The organism is Blautia sp. AF19-10LB, from assembly GCF_003461245.1.
Taxonomy (GTDB): domain Bacteria; phylum Bacillota; class Clostridia; order Lachnospirales; family Lachnospiraceae; genus Blautia_A; species Blautia_A intestinihominis.
This window is the reverse complement of record NZ_QTWS01000001.1, coordinates 17496-35482: the sequence shown is the minus strand read 5'-3', so window position 1 is coordinate 35482 and position 17987 is coordinate 17496. Positions and strand designations below refer to the sequence as shown.

17 protein-coding genes are annotated in these 17987 nt (G+C 39.3%); 2 read left to right on the top strand and 15 right to left on the bottom strand.

Annotated elements, in window-relative coordinates; translation table 11 throughout:
• Nucleotides 1–479: 479 nt before the first annotated feature.
• From DWX28_RS00200 to DWX28_RS00140, 13 genes are all read right to left on the bottom strand, one after another.
• Nucleotides 480–1400, bottom strand: coding sequence for an RNA-guided endonuclease InsQ/TnpB family protein (locus tag DWX28_RS00200; protein WP_243002277.1), 921 nt, complete (start codon nt 1398–1400; stop codon nt 480–482).
• Between the two features lie 21 nt (nt 1401–1421).
• A complete protein-coding gene (locus DWX28_RS19760; RefSeq protein ID WP_243002275.1) occupies nt 1422–1736 on the bottom strand; it encodes a hypothetical protein in 315 nt (104 codons plus the stop codon).
• 303 nt (nt 1737–2039) lie between these two features.
• Entirely contained in the window at nt 2040–2630 is a 591-nt protein-coding gene (locus DWX28_RS00190) for a hypothetical protein (RefSeq protein ID WP_118251320.1), read from the bottom strand.
• Nucleotides 2627–5065 carry a glycoside hydrolase family 3 C-terminal domain-containing protein gene (locus DWX28_RS00185; RefSeq protein ID WP_199611779.1) on the bottom strand — a complete coding sequence of 813 codons (2439 nt, stop codon included), beginning with the start codon at nt 5063–5065 and terminating at the stop codon, nt 2627–2629. The genes DWX28_RS00190 and DWX28_RS00185 overlap by 4 nt, the downstream gene beginning before the upstream one ends.
• A gap of 26 nt (nt 5066–5091) precedes the next feature.
• Complete coding sequence (locus DWX28_RS00180; RefSeq protein WP_118251318.1) at nt 5092–7953, bottom strand: glycoside hydrolase family 3 C-terminal domain-containing protein; 2862 nt, start codon at nt 7951–7953, stop codon at nt 5092–5094.
• A 141-nt stretch (nt 7954–8094) separates the two neighbouring features.
• A complete protein-coding gene (locus DWX28_RS00175) occupies nt 8095–9276 on the bottom strand; it encodes an ATP-binding protein (RefSeq protein ID WP_243002273.1) in 1182 nt (393 codons plus the stop codon).
• A 149-nt stretch (nt 9277–9425) separates the two neighbouring features.
• Nucleotides 9426–10130, bottom strand: coding sequence for a LytR/AlgR family response regulator transcription factor (locus tag DWX28_RS00170; protein WP_118251316.1), 705 nt, complete (start codon nt 10128–10130; stop codon nt 9426–9428).
• 200 nt (nt 10131–10330) lie between these two features.
• Entirely contained in the window at nt 10331–10666 is a 336-nt protein-coding gene (locus DWX28_RS00165; RefSeq protein WP_227222719.1) for a hypothetical protein, read from the bottom strand.
• Nucleotides 10644–11354 carry an ATP-binding protein gene (locus DWX28_RS00160; protein WP_118251315.1) on the bottom strand — a complete coding sequence of 237 codons (711 nt, stop codon included), beginning with the start codon at nt 11352–11354 and terminating at the stop codon, nt 10644–10646. The genes DWX28_RS00165 and DWX28_RS00160 overlap by 23 nt, the downstream gene beginning before the upstream one ends.
• 22 nt (nt 11355–11376) lie before the next feature.
• Nucleotides 11377–11571, bottom strand: coding sequence for a hypothetical protein (locus tag DWX28_RS00155; RefSeq protein WP_015542178.1), 195 nt, complete (start codon nt 11569–11571; stop codon nt 11377–11379).
• 16 nt (nt 11572–11587) lie between these two features.
• Nucleotides 11588–13405: a cobaltochelatase CobT-related protein gene (locus DWX28_RS00150; protein ID WP_118251314.1), complete on the bottom strand. Its 1818-nt coding sequence runs from the start codon at nt 13403–13405 to the stop codon at nt 11588–11590.
• Nucleotides 13406–13411: 6 nt separating this feature from the next.
• The gene (locus DWX28_RS00145) at nt 13412–14344 is read right to left on the bottom strand and encodes an AAA family ATPase (RefSeq protein WP_118251313.1); all 933 of its coding nucleotides are present in this window, start codon (nt 14342–14344) and stop codon (nt 13412–13414) included.
• A gap of 85 nt (nt 14345–14429) precedes the next feature.
• Nucleotides 14430–15200 carry an ATP-binding protein gene (locus tag DWX28_RS00140; protein ID WP_118251312.1) on the bottom strand — a complete coding sequence of 257 codons (771 nt, stop codon included), beginning with the start codon at nt 15198–15200 and terminating at the stop codon, nt 14430–14432.
• A gap of 168 nt (nt 15201–15368) precedes the next feature.
• On the opposite strand from DWX28_RS00140, the gene DWX28_RS00135 reads away from it, so the two are divergent.
• Nucleotides 15369–16016 (top strand): TetR/AcrR family transcriptional regulator, encoded by a 648-nt coding sequence (locus DWX28_RS00135; RefSeq protein WP_118251311.1) that lies wholly within the window; start codon nt 15369–15371, stop codon nt 16014–16016.
• Here the strand turns inward: DWX28_RS00135 and DWX28_RS00130 are convergent.
• Nucleotides 15938–16564, bottom strand: coding sequence for a DUF3786 domain-containing protein (locus DWX28_RS00130; RefSeq protein WP_118251310.1), 627 nt, complete (start codon nt 16562–16564; stop codon nt 15938–15940). The two genes, DWX28_RS00135 and DWX28_RS00130, sit on opposite strands and share 79 nt — an antisense overlap.
• 323 nt (nt 16565–16887) lie before the next feature.
• Here DWX28_RS00130 and DWX28_RS00125 point away from each other — a divergent pair, with 323 nt between their 5' ends.
• A complete protein-coding gene (locus tag DWX28_RS00125) occupies nt 16888–17337 on the top strand; it encodes an Rrf2 family transcriptional regulator (RefSeq protein ID WP_118064724.1) in 450 nt (149 codons plus the stop codon).
• 448 nt (nt 17338–17785) lie between these two features.
• On the opposite strand, the gene DWX28_RS19710 is transcribed toward DWX28_RS00125, so the two are convergent.
• On the bottom strand, nt 17786–17987 hold a 202-nt coding region (locus DWX28_RS19710), incomplete at its 5' end, for a hypothetical protein (RefSeq protein WP_147342070.1).

The following is a 17987-nucleotide window of genomic DNA, read 5'->3' as shown; positions in this document are numbered from 1 at the left end:
GCAACTACAAATTTTATGCAGGGAATTTTGTTATGAACTGTCCAAATAATAAATCCAGAAATTGTTGTAATAACTGCAGCGGATCCTGTGGCACTTACGTAACGATCCAGGGTCCTCCCGGACCTATGGGACCAGAAGGACCTCGTGGAGAGCAGGGTTCAAGAGGAGAACAGGGACCTGCCAGACCTCGTGGCATGAAAGGCGATACCGGATGTCCTGGGCCTGTGGGACCTCGTGGTTCGGTTGGGCCTATCAGGTGTATCGCATTGATACCACCAATGTGGCGAACATTGAGCTTGTGCCGAATATCACCTATGTTTCGTCAACCGTGTGGACCTATATCGTAGATGATGACATCGTAATCAATGGTTGGTATTTCGTGAACTACTCGGCAACAAGTTACCAGAGCATCTGAAATCTGGCGGGATACCGCCTTTTTTCAGGGTGCGTCCATAACACCAATACTGCTCGCCTTTCGGCTATGCAGCTACTTTTATTATTTCTGATGTTTTTAGTCCGGTTACGGACAGTTCCTTTTGTTTTCCGGATACGGAAAGATATTTCCGCAGGATATTAAACGCGCCTACTGCATCTGCGTTAAATCTTACTCCGTCAGTTATATACATACCCCGCTCTTTTCGGTTTGATGATTCTGCATATCTCTTTGATATTTCCGGTGAAAACGGGCTGCACTGACTGGTATAGCTTTCCTCTTGTTTTATCAATTGAATCCCATACAGTTTCAACTTATATTCCAGCATGATATATAGTTTGTTATATGGCAGTCCGTGAAACTTCTGGTTGGTCTTGTGTCCCATATCTTTTTCTTTACGGATATTTCGGATGTCTCCCACAACCACACAGCGGATATCTTCTTTTTTACAATATTCTGCAATCCATCTGGTCACTTTGTGAAGATAATCCTTCACTGTATTCTGCTTTTTCCTGTAAAGTCTCTGGATATGTTTCGATGATTTTGGATATTTTATTCCTCCTTCCGACTGCTGTGCATACCATGCAGACTGTACTCTGGCAATCTCTTTATGAAAATATCTTTCCAATGAAAGATATTTCCTTCCCAGGATAAAAGTTCTTCCATTTCCGGAATCATAACAGGTCATCAGATTATGAAGTCCCAGATCAACAGATAAATAATGTCCATTCTGAGAAAGCTGTTCCGGCTCTTCAATCTCATAGATAACGATAAGCTCACATGTTCCATTTTCCGGCGGATAGATCCGCAGCTGTTTTATATGATCCATGTTCCTGAAAATCTTATTTTCAAGATATAGAAATTTTTCATGGATCCCATATGTTTCTTCCATGTAGCTTTTCAGATCCTTTGACAGAGACAGACGCAGCTGGTCTGAACCTTTCTCATGCCGGATCCCCATCTGCATGTATGTGACCGGTATATTATCCTATTTAAAACAGGGCGGATTTGGCTCTTTGATCCCTCCGGTCTTTTTCAGGATATAAAAAGATTTCCATGCCTTGTCCATCTGCTTGCAGGTCTCCTGCGCTGTCTGTGACGGTAGCTGTCTATACCACAGATCTCCTTTATGTGCTTTTTTCTGATAATACCAGTCAGGATACTTTTTCAGTCCCAGTTCTTTATAATGATGGCGTTCATAGTTGCAGACATTCCAGAGTTTGGAAGCCGCATAACACATATGCCCTATAATGTTAGAATATTCCGGACAGATCTTTATGGATGTTTTATGTGACAGCAGCATCTCCATTCTCCTTCTGATTGATAGTTTTTATTATGCTTATATCATAGCACAAAATGCTCTTGCCTTTCAACGCAGATCTGACCTGCTTTCTTCTGAAAACAAATACAAGAATCAGGAGATATAAGAAATAAATTTTTGCTGTTATATTTTTTGTGCGGATACGCACACTCCTGCGCTTTCATCTCGGTAATTGAATTGCCGAGGATTCCCGCTTATTGTCCCAAAATCTTGCTATTTTCAAATAAACACATCCTGTCCTCATCTCTTTTATTATTAGATTTCAGGCATACTTGCTAATTTCTTCTATTCAGCCTTCCCCTCTGGGAAAATAATTTTAAACACAAAGAAAAAAATCACCATAGAAACTCCACCTGTGATAATTGTCACAAGCATGTTATAGACTGCCGGTGCCACATATGCAGATGCAACTGGCATCCACAGATTATTAAATCCATTACAGATCAGTGAAATTACCACCCATGCAACAAAATACCAGATTGCCTGATATACAGGATTTCCATGGCTTTTAAAAGTAATATTTCTCTGAAGCGGAAAATTGATACACTGTGCAAGAAATGACCCCAGTTCATAACTGATAAAATAGCCAAGTCCACCACCGATCAGTATATTCCCCGTTGCATCACGCAATACATTATACCCCAGCAGACTCCATGTAAATTTTACTCCAAACAGATTCATAGAAACCTTTGGCCACATAAATTCTGTACCAGCCAGACCAATTCCCAAAATCCCTGGTAAAAATGTAAATACAAGATACTGGAATACTGTCACGCCCATACTGAATATAACAAAATAGAATATCTGATAAAGCCATTTTGCAAGAGCAGAATGTTTCTCTTCAAAACATTTCCATATATTTCTTATATGATTCATCTGCGCTTCCCTCCAGCTCCTTTTAATAATTTTTCATATTTCTTATTATTTCTTCTGTTTCTGAAATATCCGCCAACTACTTTTTTTACTCCACGCATAAAGTGTCCATTCACAGCATCGACAATTCCATATACCATTTCCATACTGACTGCCCCGCCGGTCATCTTGGCAATACCTCTAAATGGCATGTTGTAAATAAATAGAATATTCAGATCTGGTTTCCCTTGTTCTTCACTCTTCTTTTTCATTTTTGTGAGACATCTATATATCAGTCTTGCAAGTCTGCTTTTTGCATAATACATCTGGCAGATTGCATCATTGATTTCCAGATTTCCACTCCATCTTCCGTTCGGTATCTCATGACCAAGAAGTTCACGAAATTCCTCATCTGATATTTTCTGCACGATTCCTGTATAATAGTAAGGCATTTTTGCCGGATTATACGGATACCCTTTACTATTTCCTGTTCTCTCAGTCATACCTGTTAAACGAATATCTGCAACACTGGCTCCTACCATAATCTGATAAGTTCCTGTTTCTATTTCCCACTGTCCCGTTTTTATATTCCAATAACGGAATGTCTTATCATCAAAGGGAATTCTGATCTGTCTGCTTTCTCCTGCCTTTAAATAAACTTTTGCAAAACCTTTCAGTTCTTTTTCCGGTCGGAACACGATTGCATTAGGAAGTCCTACATACATCTGAACAACCTCAGCTCCGTCTCTGTCACCTGTATTGGTAACCGATACTTTGATTCCATCCTCTTCTATGATAAGATCAGAATATGTAAATTCCGTATAGGAAAGCCCAAAGCCAAATGGATATTGCACCCGTACTTTTGAAGTATCATAATAGCGATATCCCACATAAACACTCTCGCGGTATTCCGATGTTTTCTCATTACTTGGATAATATCGGAATGCCGGTGTCTGTTCATAAGATATGGGATATGTTTCTGCCAGTCTTCCTGATGGATTCACTTTTCCGGTCAGAATATCCAATGTTGCAGAAGCACCTGCCTGTCCATTCAGATAACCATGCAAAATCGCTTTACAGCAGGTATGCCATGGCATTTCTATCGCAGATCCTGCACTCAGTATTCCAATAATATTTTCATTCACTTTACTGATATCCTGCAGAAGATCTATCTGATCCTGCGGAATACGCATATGGGTTCTGTCCAGTCCTTCTGATTCGCTGATCTCATCAAGACCAAAACAGAAAATTACAATATCCGCGTTCATAGACAAATTTAATGCAAACTTTCTATCATTCTCATCTACATCTCCATTTCTATGATAGCCTCTTGTCATTCCCAAAATATTCAAATCATATTGCTGCAAAATCGATGACATATCTTCTACTTTTGTTGGATTGACCATAGAAGATCCTGCCCCCTGATATCTGGGTGAAAAAGCAAAATCTCCAATAATAGCGATGGATTTTTTGGTATCCAGCGGAAGAATCTGTTTTTCATTTTTCAGAAGAATCATGCTTTCTGCTGCTGCTTTCCTTGCCAGTTGATGATGTGCGTTTCTGTCAAAGTTTTTATCTGAAAGCTTCTTCCCTGATGTCAGTTCCATCACTGCATCCACCAGTTCTCCAACTCTTTCATCTAAATCCGCTTCCTTCAGCTTTCCATTTCGGACAGCAGCAATCACTTCCCTTGCAGAATCGTACCCACAGGACGGCATCTCCAGATTTGAGCCGGCAGCAACACCTTTCACATGGTCATTGCTTCCGCCCCAGTCTGTTACTACAATTCCATCAAATCCCCATTCTTTGCGCAAGATATCTGTCAAAAGATGTTTGTCCTCATTAGCATAAATCCCATTAATCTGGTTGTAACTGCTCATGATTGCTTTTGCGTGTCCTTCTTTAACAGCTATCTCAAAACCGGTCAGATAAATTTCTCTTAATGTCCGTTCGTCAACAATTGCGTCCATTGCCATTCTCCGAAGTTCCTGACTGTTAACCGCCAGATGCTTCGGGCAGGCATAAACGCCTTTACTTTGTATTCCACGAATATATGACGCCGCCATCTTACCGGAAAGATATGGATCTTCTGAAAAATATTCAAAATTTCTTCCACATAATGGGCTTCTTTTAATATTTAATCCCGGACCAAGCAGGATATTTACATCCATACTTGCTGCTTCCTCTCCAAGAGCCTGTCCAATCTCTTCCCCCAGATCCTGATTCCAGCTGTTTGCTATCGTCGCTGCTGTGGGAAAACAAGTTGCATTCAAGGATGCATTCAGTCCCAGATGGTCTCCTGCTCCTGCCTGTTTTCTGATTCCATGCGGTCCATCTGAAAGAAAGATGGACGGGATGGAAAGCCTGTCAATTTCTCTGGTCTGCCAGACAGTTTTTCCACTGAGTATCGCTGCCTTTTCTTCTATTGTCATCTTTTCAACCAATTTTTGCTGTTTCATAATTGTTTTCCATCCCACTTTCATCCTTATTCAGCACTCTTTCTTTTCTTATATCCTCTGATTACCAGTACTTCCATTCCTGCCATGAAAAGTGCTATTACAATGTCGATACCAATTCCTGCTTTTTTCCAGTTTTCCATACCTGTTTCTTCGTGTTCTCCATCATAAGCCCAGCTGCTTACAACTGTATACATGACATTTTTGCAGGCATTTCTCATCTGAAGTACAGATGTTGGATGTTCCGGATTGGCTACATTGTTCTCTTCTCCGTTGAATGTGGACAGCATTGCATCTACCCCATTCGCCAGAGCTGCATCTGCATTCATAAATCCATGACCATTGTTTCGGAAGAAGTCTGTAAGCGCCATTCCCCTGAAGCCCCATTCATCTCTGAGAACTGTGTTCATAAGATTACTGCATTCTCCAGTCCATTTATCTCCAAGGAAACTCCAGGAAACCATAACCGCATTTGCGCCTCCCTGTTTTACAGAGATTTCAAATGGTTTCAGATAGATTTCACGGATTGCCTGCTCATTTGACCAGACACTTACCATCTTTGCATTTCCTTCATACAGTGCGAAATGCTTAATGTAAGAATAAACTCCATATTTTCTTGCACCTTCTACTGCATTTGCACCCATATTTCCTGCAAGAACTCCATCTTCTGAAAAATATTCATAGTTTCTTGCTCCAAATGCGGTTCTATGAGTATTCATACCTGGTGCATACCAGCCCTCTGCACCCATTTCCTGACTGATCTTGCCCATGCATTCACCCCAGGCCTGTGCAAGTTCCTTATTCCATGTGGAGGCAACCACAACTTCAATTGGAAATCCAATAGAACCAACTCCTGTAAAGTTGTTATTAATTGCTGCTGGTCCATCGAAATCAAGTGTAGCCACTTTTCCCACAGAATCCATGGCTGCTGTCTGATAACCAGCCATTGCAATCATATTTGCCATTTCATCAACAGTAAGCTGATCCAGAAGTTTTTCCCAACGAGGATCGTCATAATCAGCATCACGCATATCAGCTAATGTAAGTCCATTATCTGCTCCCGTTGTCGGCATTACATCCTTATCATTGAGGTATGTAGTCTTGTCAAAGTTGCTGTTCAGATGATATTCGGAAACATATGGCTCACCCAGCTCTGCAGATGCCGGCGCTGCTGTAGCCTCTTCATAATTTGCAAAATGATCCGCACGTGACAGATATGTTATATCTCCTTTTGCATCTTCAAATACATTTGTTGCTGCAGTATCATCTGATGCTCTTTTATTTTCTCCCTTATATACTACATCTTTATCTGCAGTATAAGTTTTCTGATCCAGCACAGTATGTGAATCGCTGTTGATAGAAATCACATAATCGCCTTTTTCAAGAACATATGCTTTTGCATTATTCTCATCATAAGAGGCCATATCTTCTATACTAAATGTAACTGTAACAGTCTGAGATTCTCCCGGCTGAAGCAGATCTGTTTTTGCAAACTCAATCAGATTTGCAGAAGATTTCTCAATTCCCCCATTTGTATATGGCGGTTTATAATACACTTCTACTACATCTTTTCCGGCAACATCTCCTGTGTTGGTTACTTCTACATCTACAGAAATCTGTCCGTCTTTTTCCTCCAGTTCACCCATTTTCTGTTCAAATTCTGTGTAACTCAGACCATATCCAAATGGATACTGTACAGTCTTATCGTAATCAATCGCACCTTCCTGTGCAGCTGTTTCATAGTACTTGTATCCTACATAAATACCTTCCACATAATTGGTAAATGCCGGAGCATACACCTGAGCAGTTCCTGCATTCATTCCCTCAACTGCCATATCTGCCAGATTTATATACTCGATTTTTTCTGCATTATTCCACCACGGAGCAGTCGTCATATCATAAATAAATGTATCCGGTGTTTTTCCGGAAGGATTGACTTCTCCTGAAAAAACTTTACCAAGTGCATCAAATCCCACATTTCCAGTTCCGGGACACCATACAACAGATTTAATCTGTGGATATTCATCTACGAAACCAAGTTCAAACTGATTTGCTCCATTATAAATCACAACCACATTATCAAAGTTTGAGCAAACCATATCCACCATATCTCTCTCAGTTTGTGAAAGCTGTAAATAATGCTCTCCCTCAGGAAAATCATCATATTCCTCTGAATTATTATCATATGCTGCTTTTCTTACATCCATAGGAATATCATTATGACCTTCACCTGCTTTTCTGGAAAGAACCACAACTGCCACATCAGAATACTCTTTCGCACTTTTAATAAGCTCATCACTGTAAGTATCTACAGGTGGCTCCGGTAACGTCCAACTCTGTTTCTGGATAGACATTTCCGGATTATCTGCACCATAATTGTTATAAAAATCAACCAGCTCCTGGTTAATAGAAAATCCGGCATTTTCAAGTCCCTGATTCAGACTGACAATATCATACAGATCATTAATTCCACCGGAACCAGCTCCTCCGTAAGCCGGATTAATAGATTCCCAGCCAAAAATATTCATTTTTTTTGTTTCATTTAAAGGAAGCAGGCTTTCATTCTTCAGAAGAACAATTCCGTCTTCCATAATTTCTTCTGCTGCTTCCGCAGCTTCCTCATTTGTTTCATCGCTTAAAGTTCCATTTCCCGTTGCAAGTCCAATCAACGTAGCCATTGGTCCAAAACAGATCATATTCACGCAGGCAACAACTGCAAGAACCATTGCGATCGCAGCTTCCCTTCTTATCAGAAATTTTTTGTCCCTGCACATCCTGCGGCACGCGATCATAATTACGATTCCAATTACAAGTGCAGCAACAATACCGATAATATACGGTTTGCACAACTGTAATACCGCCAGGACGTCTTCCATTTCAACACTGATCATTCTCTTCTCCTCCTTTTTATCTGTCCTGTAATTTCAGGAACTGTTTCCTGTTGACCTTACTATATCATATCTTTTTCATCGTGCCGGTTTTGGCACAACATGCAAAAATATGGCATGAAATGCAAAAAAACACCCAGAGCTTTACATTACTCTGGGTAAAAGAATCTTTAATTCAAACCAGTTCTGATCCACTCCAAAATCCACAGAACCATTATATTTCTCCACAGCAGTACGAATGCTTTTTAATCCAAATCCATGGTTTTGTCGATCTACTTTTGTTGTTGTAATCAGATCATTTTCATTTTTCTGAATTTTATCTTCACAATAATTTTCTATTTTAATAAAAACAAAACTCTTTTTTGCAGATACCGTCAGATGAATCAGTCTTTTTTCCACTTCCGGTATCATAATTACATGTTCAATTGCATTATCCAATGCATTTCCAAAAATGGAACACAAATCTGTTACATGTATAAAATCCAGTAACTTACCATCCGCTACACAGGTAATCTGTATGTAATTTTTTCGACAATGAAAAATTTTAGCTGCAAGAATTGTATCCAGCACCTGATTACCTGTTTTGCTCATATTTTCAAAGGCAGAGACTTCTTCCTCCATTGCATCAATCCATTTTTTACGTTTTTCTTCGTCTGATTCTGCACGAAGTGCTGTGATCTGATGCTTCAAGTCATGATATTTCATCTGTATGAGATCCAGACTGTCCTGATAATTTCGATACTGCTCATATTGACTTTTCAGGATCACATTCATTGCTGAAAGTTCTTTTTCGGCAATATACTCACTAATCCTGCTCTGATAAGCATGCAGGATTGCAATTCCTCCAAAATCGATCAGTGTTCTGATAGAAAAAATATCTGCACGTTCTCTGCTCGCAAATGGTGCATTTTCATTTAAAAAGCTCAGATTACTAAAAGCAAAGATTGCAACAGCCATGATTGCCGCCGCTGCTACTTCCTTTACTGTCATCTGTTCAAGATAATTCTGCTTCAGAAGATCTTTTTCTAAATAAATATCAATAGTAAAGCAGCCTCCAAAAACAACCATCGTGATCAGAATTTCAACCCAGAGGCTCTGATTCCCCCATGCCTGTACAACAGATACCATCTGCCACTGCAGCGAAGCTGCAAACTCAGCAAGAACAAATGCACGGGCACAGCAATAAGCCGCTCCCAGAGGCTTCATATTTCCTCCGACCATAAGAAATCCATACATCATACCTACAGCGATCATCATACAGGGAATCCACAAAATTTCAGTTACGCTGCCTGTCAAAGTCAGAAAGATACTCTGCATTGCCAACATGAAAAGACTGCCTGTAAGAAAATGTACAGATTTCATGTTTTCTTTTTTTAGGATATAAAGATAAACCAAACACGATCCCCACTCTGCTATTGCCGTATAAGTTCTTGGAATATCCTGATATAACATAGTATCCTCCATTTCGCATGAAATCATTCCATATTAAGATTTTGCAGAAGTAGATTCATGAATTCTTTTTTTCTGGTTCTGCTGACAGGTATATGTACATTATGGATCACACAATCAGAACCAACAAATCCCTCTACATGATTCATATTTACCAGATATCCCTTTGCACATCGAAAAAAATTATGTACCGCAAGTTTTTCTTCGAGTTCTTTCATCGTAATTCTTGAACAGTAATCTCCTCTCGAAGTATAATAAATTACATTATGTCTCTGCCCCTCAATAAAATAGATATCTGCTATATCTATCTTTACAACTCCTTCCCCAATCGGAATCGTAAGAAATTCTTTAACCTCAGAGCGCATACGTCCAACTGCTTTATCCAGTTTCTGCGAAAAAGAAAAGTACTCAACTGGTTTTACTACATAATCCATTGCATCAACTTCATATCCACGTACTGCATATTGAATCATATTTGTAATAAACATAATAATTACTTTCTGATCCATCTGACGGATTTTTTCTGCTGCTGTCATACCATCCATGAACCGCATCTGAATATCCATCAGAATAATGTCAAAACCGCCACTGTAATTCTCAGTGATATCTTCTCCATCACCAAATACCGTAACCTTTATTGCTCTTCCCCTTTCCGTTTGATATTTCCGGATATACTCTGTTAATTGTTTTACGTAAATTTCTTCATCTTCCACAATTGCAATCTGTATCATCCCATACCCTCCACAAGAATTGCATTTTTTGTAACTGTTCAATCACACAATATAGTTCCAGGTTTTTATTATTTTATAAATAATTTTTGTTTCAGTATATCACTGCTTTTTTCTTGCGTCAAGCGGATGTAATATTACAAATTACAGCTGTATAATCTGGTTTTCTTTTATCATATATCCACAGTAAATCTCCTCGTTCTTTAAATAGAAAGTAGAAATTCTGTTAAGTTTTCAATAGCATCTGGTTTTTCTGATAGTTCTTTCCCCATCAGTCCCTCTCCCATAATACCGGGATCCGCACTAAGAGATACAGCGACTCGACTTGAATTCCATACAGCTTCATACATCATTTCCTGATTCTCTTTTGTTACTTTATTGAGAACGTAATAAAATGGTTTTCGAATACTTTCCGATAATTCCCCGATTTTTTTGGAAAGCTGTAGGGATTCATAGGATGGATCTATGATTATCAATATCAAATCTACACCGTTATCAATTCCACGTCCAAAGTGTTCAATACCAGCCTCCATATCCATTAGCGCAAATTGATCTTCTGTAAGCCTGAGATTTTGGATAACATCCCAAAAAATCTTGCTTCGGAATTCTAGACCTTACAAACTTTTCATCTTCATCATTTCTGATTTTATTTGCTATGACCTTTACCTCCTTTACACCCAATTCTTCTGCCAAACGTTTTACATTTTTATAAGTCTGAACACTTCTGGCCCCCGCCTCTATCACGACGATAAATTGATCCATTCCTTCCGTTGTTCCCCGTCCTAAATGCTCAAGTCCTGCTTCCATGTCCAAGATTACTATATCATCTCTATGTAAAACCAAATTATTAATAATTCGTTTCAACATTACATTTTCAGGGCATACACATCCGCCTCCCGCAGTTTCCACAGTTCCCAAAACCAGAAGTTGAACACCATTGTTTTCTTTTCCATAAATTTCAGGAATATCATCCACTTTTGGATTGACTTTATAAAAAGTATTACTTTTATCTGCACCTGTTCTCTCCTCAATCAACCTTCTCATTTTACTGATAGGCGTAATACTCTCCAGTTCTTCCTCTGAAAAACCCAGTGCAAGTCCAAGATTTGCATCTGGATCCACATCTACAGCAAATACTTTTTTCCCTTCTTCTGCATACAGCCGTGCTAATACTGCAGATATCGTAGTTTTCCCTACTCCGCCTTTTCCAGTTACAGCAATTTTCATCTGTTATCTCCTTAAATGCTTCTTACTCCACTTCCTCCAGTTCTGTTCCTTCTGGAAGAATATATCCGCAGTTATCACATACTCCATCCTCTGCAAGTATCCCGTCTTTCACAAAGGCTTCAATGCCTCCCGGTTCATGACAGCGTGGACAATCTAATTCCTGTATCTTTTTCTGATTTCTTACATCCTGGCAATTGGCGAATTCAATTTTACCCATAGTGATTCCTCCATTTTCATTCCATATCAATTTGTCTTCGCAAAAAAGTTCCTACCATACGGGAAAAATTGCTGATATTACGAATATAGGCAAAGTCTTTTCCATAGATTCTCTTTTCCACGGAGAGCTCTTCTTCATTCCCTACAAAAATACCAATTACGAAAATTCCCTGATTTCTGGCCCGACGCACCTCATATGCAGTATCTTTCACAGCTCCTTCTCCGTCATAGATCTTGGGCTGGCGGGTTCCTGATCGTTGTATGCTCATATCACAGGGTTTTCCATCACTTAATACGATTAAAATCTTATTTTTTTCCGGTCGCTCCATGAGAGAGGAACAGACTGTTTTCAGTGCAAGCCCATCTCTGTTATTGGCATACGCCCGAAATTGAAAGATTCTTTCATTTGTTTCCCTTGGATCTTCATAATCCCGAAATCTCTGAAGTACTGTATATCCCCAGAAAGCACAGTATCCTGTCACCCGATGAGGAATTCCTGCCTGGCTTAATGCTTCACTGATAATATATCCCTGAGCCGCTACCTGAGCCTGTCTGCCTGCTTGGGAACCACTGGAATCAATCAGGACGTCTATTACAAACTCAGAATCTTCAGATCTCTTTTTTCTATTAAATAACTTGTCATCGTCTGTTCTTCCAATTTTCCATAACCTCTCAGGAACAAGCTGCCCTGCATCAGATCTGCTGACAAAATCATCCTTTCGGATTATAAATGCCCGTTTCAGTGACTCTGCCAACACAGAAATATTTCTTTTGATGATCCAGTGATTATTTCCATAATAGGCTTTATTTTTTTCAAACTGCAGCTGAGAAAAACGGTATTGATTATTTTTAATCACAGGGCTCTGTAAAATTCCATCTGTAAGATACAGGATACAGTTTTTGTGAATTCCTGTACAAAATTTCCGGTTGACTCTGGCCTGCTCCGATTCACTTAGATACGATTTTCCGTAATTCAGTTCCACATATTCCCGTATCCGTCGCACTGCCTGTGGATTTATATTCTCCGAGCTTTCCGGAACTTCTTCATTTTCCGGAGAGAAATAAAATCTTTTTTTCTTTTTGTTTCTGATATCCAGACTCATCATCTTTTTTTTGATATTAGAAAGATATTTTTGAATGATGTCTTCCATCTGTTCATCTGTCATGCATTCCTGCCACGCGTCATTGGCCAATGCCATATCCGGTAAATTCAGAATCTTCTCCAGATTTCCATTCTTTTTTTCAAAAGAGGGATCCAGAACATGGTTATAAATCTCATCTATCACGTTTATGACATCTTCCGTATTTTCTGCATCCTTCAGAGAAAGAATCTTGTACAATGCAATCTCTGCCTGCGGATCCATTCCCTCATCGTCTGTGTTCTTCAGAACATGCCTTATATACAGAAGCCTAATCCTGTGAATCAGGTCTGTTCCAGCATTATCTGATACCTGCTCTTCCTCGGCCTTTTCCAATTCTCTGAACGCCTGTTCTCTGATTTCCTTTGTTCCCAAACGTTCTCGAATGATAAAGCGCTCCACTGCAGCATCCATGCATAATCCAGCAAGAGGTAAAAGCATATCTTCTCCAGCAGAAAAATGTAATTTTTTCATCAAATACATGCCAAGTTTCTTCTGATCAAAATATCGTGCAAAGGCACCCTGCTTCACTGCCTCATATAGAACCGTTTGTTTTGAATAAACATATTTTTCTGTGTCCGGTTCAAATTCCATACCATAATCACCACTGACTGTCCAAAAAAGATTTCTGATACGATTGCTGACCTCCAGACGATGTTCTTCCAGTTGTTCCGCCGGCCATCTGATATCCTCCATACAAGTTTACCCCCATATGTCTTTTCCGGTCCAGGAAGATGGGATTCTGGTAGAAACCACATCTTCTATGATTTCTTTTTCAAATACATCAAAACTTTTATTTATGATCCCCATCTGGATTGCATCAATTGGAGAAAGTCCGCTTCTTGTGGCTTTTACAGCAGAAACCAATCCTCTCAGGTCAAGAGATTTTGTTGAGATTTCTCCATGATAAGCTTTGATCTGCAGATCCAGAAACAGTCCTGCAAAAGCTTTCAGTGCACTTTTTTCCCCATCTGGAAAATGTTGTCTTAATACAAAAAGGACACTATCCTCATCCATTTCAGGCATATCAATTACCATAAACCTTGAAACCAATGCTTCATTTAGCTCTCTGGTACCTGCGTAACCATAATTCATCGTGCCGATAAATCGTGTGGCCGGATGAAGTAAAATCCTGTTATATCCTGGAATATCGATTCTGCGCCGATGATCCAGCGTGGCATGCAGTACAGAAACCGCATCATTTTTTGCCATATTGATTTCGTCCAGGATTCCAAATCCTCCAAATTCCGCGCATTGGTAGATGGGGCCTTTCCGAAGGTGAACCTCATTATTTATAAAGGTATCCGTTCCAATCAGATCGGCACTGTCTGTATTTACATGAAAAGAAATGTCGTATTCCGGTCTTCCGAATATCCATGCCAGTGTCTCACATAGTACATTTTTTCCTGTAGCTTTCGCACCGGAAAGTAACAGGTTATCTTCCTGAAGAAGCGCTGCTATTGACATTTCCAGAATCTTTTTCCCATAAAACAGGATATCCGGTTTTTCTACCCGTTCCTTTACCTGATTCTCTACCTCATAACGCATGTGAAAATCTCTCAGTTCTCCAATCAATTCCTGCGCTATCTTCTGGTCTTCTAAATATTTTTCTATTTCTGTCCAATGATTTCTCATGAAGATTTTCCTTTCTTTGCAATTGGTTATACCAAATTAGATAATATTTCTGTTTACTCAATCTTCAAACTTTCAATCCTCCAATTCACAATCCTAACTTCTTTACAATTTCTCCCAGTGCACTTCTTACAGGAGAATCTTTCGGAAGCCGTATGATCGGCTTTCCATCACAGTCATACTGATATACCTGGTCATCATGTGGCACAACCCCTAACAATTCCAGTCCCTGATTTCGAATTTCTTCCAGAGTTCCGGCATCCAGTTTTCCATCCGGAACACGATTCACGATTAATCCAGTTTTCTGTGGTTTAAAGTTTAACTCCTTCATCAGCTTTGCAATACGTCCGGCTGCCTGAACACCTCTTCTGGAACAGTCACTTACAAGAATCGCAACTTCCATCATTGGCAGGATTCCTCTGCTGATATGTTCCATACCTGCTTCGTTATCAACCACAATATATGGATAATGACCTTGCAGTTTCTGAACCTGGGTCTGCACAAGACCATTTACAAAACAATAGCAGCCCTGTCCCTGGGTTCGCCCCATTACCATCAAATCATAATCGTCTTCTTCTGCAATTGCATCGGAAAGACGCATTTCCAGATAAGCCTGTTTTGTCATTCCTGCCGGAATCTGATATCGTGGATCAACTCCTGCACGTTCAATCTCTTCTCTCAGTTCTCCGAGTGTAATCTCCGGTTCAACGCCGAGCACTTCATTCAAATTCGCATTTGCATCTGCATCTACAGCTAAAACCGGATGTTTTCTATTTTCACATAAATATTGAATTAACAATCCACAAAGGGTTGTTTTCCCTACGCCACCTTTTCCTGATACTGCAATTACATGTCCCATGTTTTTCCTCCTAAAATTCTGAACAATCTGTTGACTTTTTCTTTAAACCTCATTATAGTTGTTACTATATAAATTACAATAATCAGTCTGTGAGATTTGTATGGTTACTCAACACATCAGAAAAATTGTTGAGGAATCATATGATCCCAAATAATACAGGAGTATATAATGTCAGAAAAAACGAGAAAACAAGATCGCCGTACCCGCTATACCAGGCAAACCATAAAAGATACGTTCTTAGAATTGTTAAAGCAGAAAAGTTTTACGAAAATTACAGTTACAGAGATCTGCAAAAATGCTGAAATCAACCGTGGCACTTTTTATCTTCATTACTACGATGTCCATGATGTATTATCAGATATTTTTAATGATATGACTCAGGATATGTTAACAACTGTAGATCATTTATTCTGTCTAAATCAAAAAAGCTGTTCCTATCCGTTCTGTCAGAAAATACAGATGGAATCACAATACAGGGCACTGTTTCTGGATGATGCAATTGCCCCCATTCTTCTGGAAAAATTAGCAGAAAATACAAAAGAAGGCTATGTGACCTGGCTTATGTCACACAGCCTCCTGACCTTTGAGCAGGCAGAATCGGTTTTTTATTTTCAAATGAATGGCTGCCTTTCCATCAACAGACTGATGCTCCGCAATCACTGTAATGACTGGAAACAGATTCAGACAACAATTGACAAGTTTATCAAAGCCGGACTGGAAAGTTTTCTGATTCATGATCAGAGGGAAGAAAATGCTTCCGATAATTTTTGCAGCAAGATTTCTCCGACTGTTACTGCATCTTCTACACTCAGATAATGATTGGCATGATCTTGAAGAAATAGTTTTCCAGATGCAGGAAATTCTTCATCTGCAAACCATATCTTTAAAGTTACCGGATATCTTGGCAGAACTGGAAAAACAGCACACAGATCCGCCTTTGTCTCTGTGAATTCTGCACCTAGATTTTTACATGCTTTCTGAATTTTCTCAGGATCTTTATCCTGCAAAAGCTTTTCCAGTTTCTGCTCTGCAGTCCGGTCAAACCTGGTTCCCCGAATCAATCCATCTTTCAGGTTACCAAAAGTAATGAGCTTCTGTGAACCTTCTGTTCCATCAGCCATATCCAGATAATGCAGCAATGTCAGATAATGCCATTCGTCCATGTCTGAGTTAATACGAAACTCAGGGAGTTGAATTTCAATCGTTTCATAAAAACTCAGTACTTCAAGCACATTTCGGTTGCTATGAAAAACAGCCCCACTTTTTGCAGCAATCTCCTCTCCGGAACGATTTTGTAACCGTTTTACTGCTGCCTGCAACATTTCCTGAAATGCACGATTTTCTGTTTGATTTTTGTATTCCATAAGTTCTCCTTTGTGAATATTTTATCGCATCATATAATAATCAATGTTTATGCAAGGATTTTGGTGGTTTCATAAATTTGTCTACGATCAGCATATTTATACCATCCTCCGTAAGTTTCATTCCTATGTTGACTTTTCCTTTAAATTTCATTATAGTTGTAATTATATTATTTACAATCATCAAAATAAAAAATATGTACAGTTTCTCAACACATTAAAAAGAGCTGTTGAGAACTTGGGATGTTTTTGACAAACCAGAAATATTTTCGCCTCAAAAACGTGAAACCAAAATCATTATATCATACTACAAGGAGTTTCTTATCATGAAATATTCAACGAAATTAAGCGATACTGTTCATGTGATGGTTCTGATTGCTATCAACCAGGAAAAATCTCTCTCCAGTGCCTCAATTGCAGAAAGTGTCCATACAAATCCCGGCTTTGTACGCCAACTTATGTTAAAACTAAAAAAAGCCGGACTTATGACCAGTGTAGCTGGACATGCCCGTCCTTCTCTTTCAAAACCAGCAGACCAGATCACATTACTGGATATTTATAAAGCAGTTGAAGGCGAGAAACCTCTGCTTCATTTAGATACTCATACCAACCCCGATTGCGGCATTGGTATTAATATTCAGTTGTCTTTGCAGGGATTCTATGATGAAATCCAAAAAACTGCTGAAGGAAAAATGAATACGATTACTTTACAGGATATCATAAATACCTATTATCAGCGAACATCCATGCAAAATAATTTGCAAAACATTATATGACAGGAGAAATAGGCAGGAAACATTTTGTGATAATTTTGGAAAACTCACTCCAAGAGTTCTCCTGTATCACTTGCTGCAAACTCCCTGATGCTCTGTACATGTCTTCCAGGCATTCTCCCTCATACAGCCGGAATGGATAATCATGAAACGGATATATTTCCTCAACAGGAATAGAAACAATCCCATTCACAGCCACTGGCGTATCCTTCACCGGATCCTAAGCAAGAAGATCCCGTGCGCCTGATATACTTTTCTTTTTGGTGCATTAACTTAATTGACTCCTTTCAGATTTGACTAATAGATTTTCAGATAAAAAGAAAAAGCCGCTGACACGTTATCTTCTAACGCATCAACAGCTTCTATCCTGCTTTAATTCAGTGTATTATTCGGTTTTGTAAAGGTTTATTTGCTTTCAGCATTCTCCCTGATACGGTAATAATCATCCATATCAATGCCTATTTTCACCTTGGCATCTGGTATCTGGTTTTCGGTTGCTCAAGAGGCACACAGTTTCAACGATACTTTCGTTGTCCCAACAAAGTTCCTGTGTCTCTCTGTCTCCAAAATACACCGGAAAACGGAACTTTATGTGCTTCAGAAATCTGCCATCTGGCTGCTCCTGCTCATAAATATCCACCTGTTCTACAAAA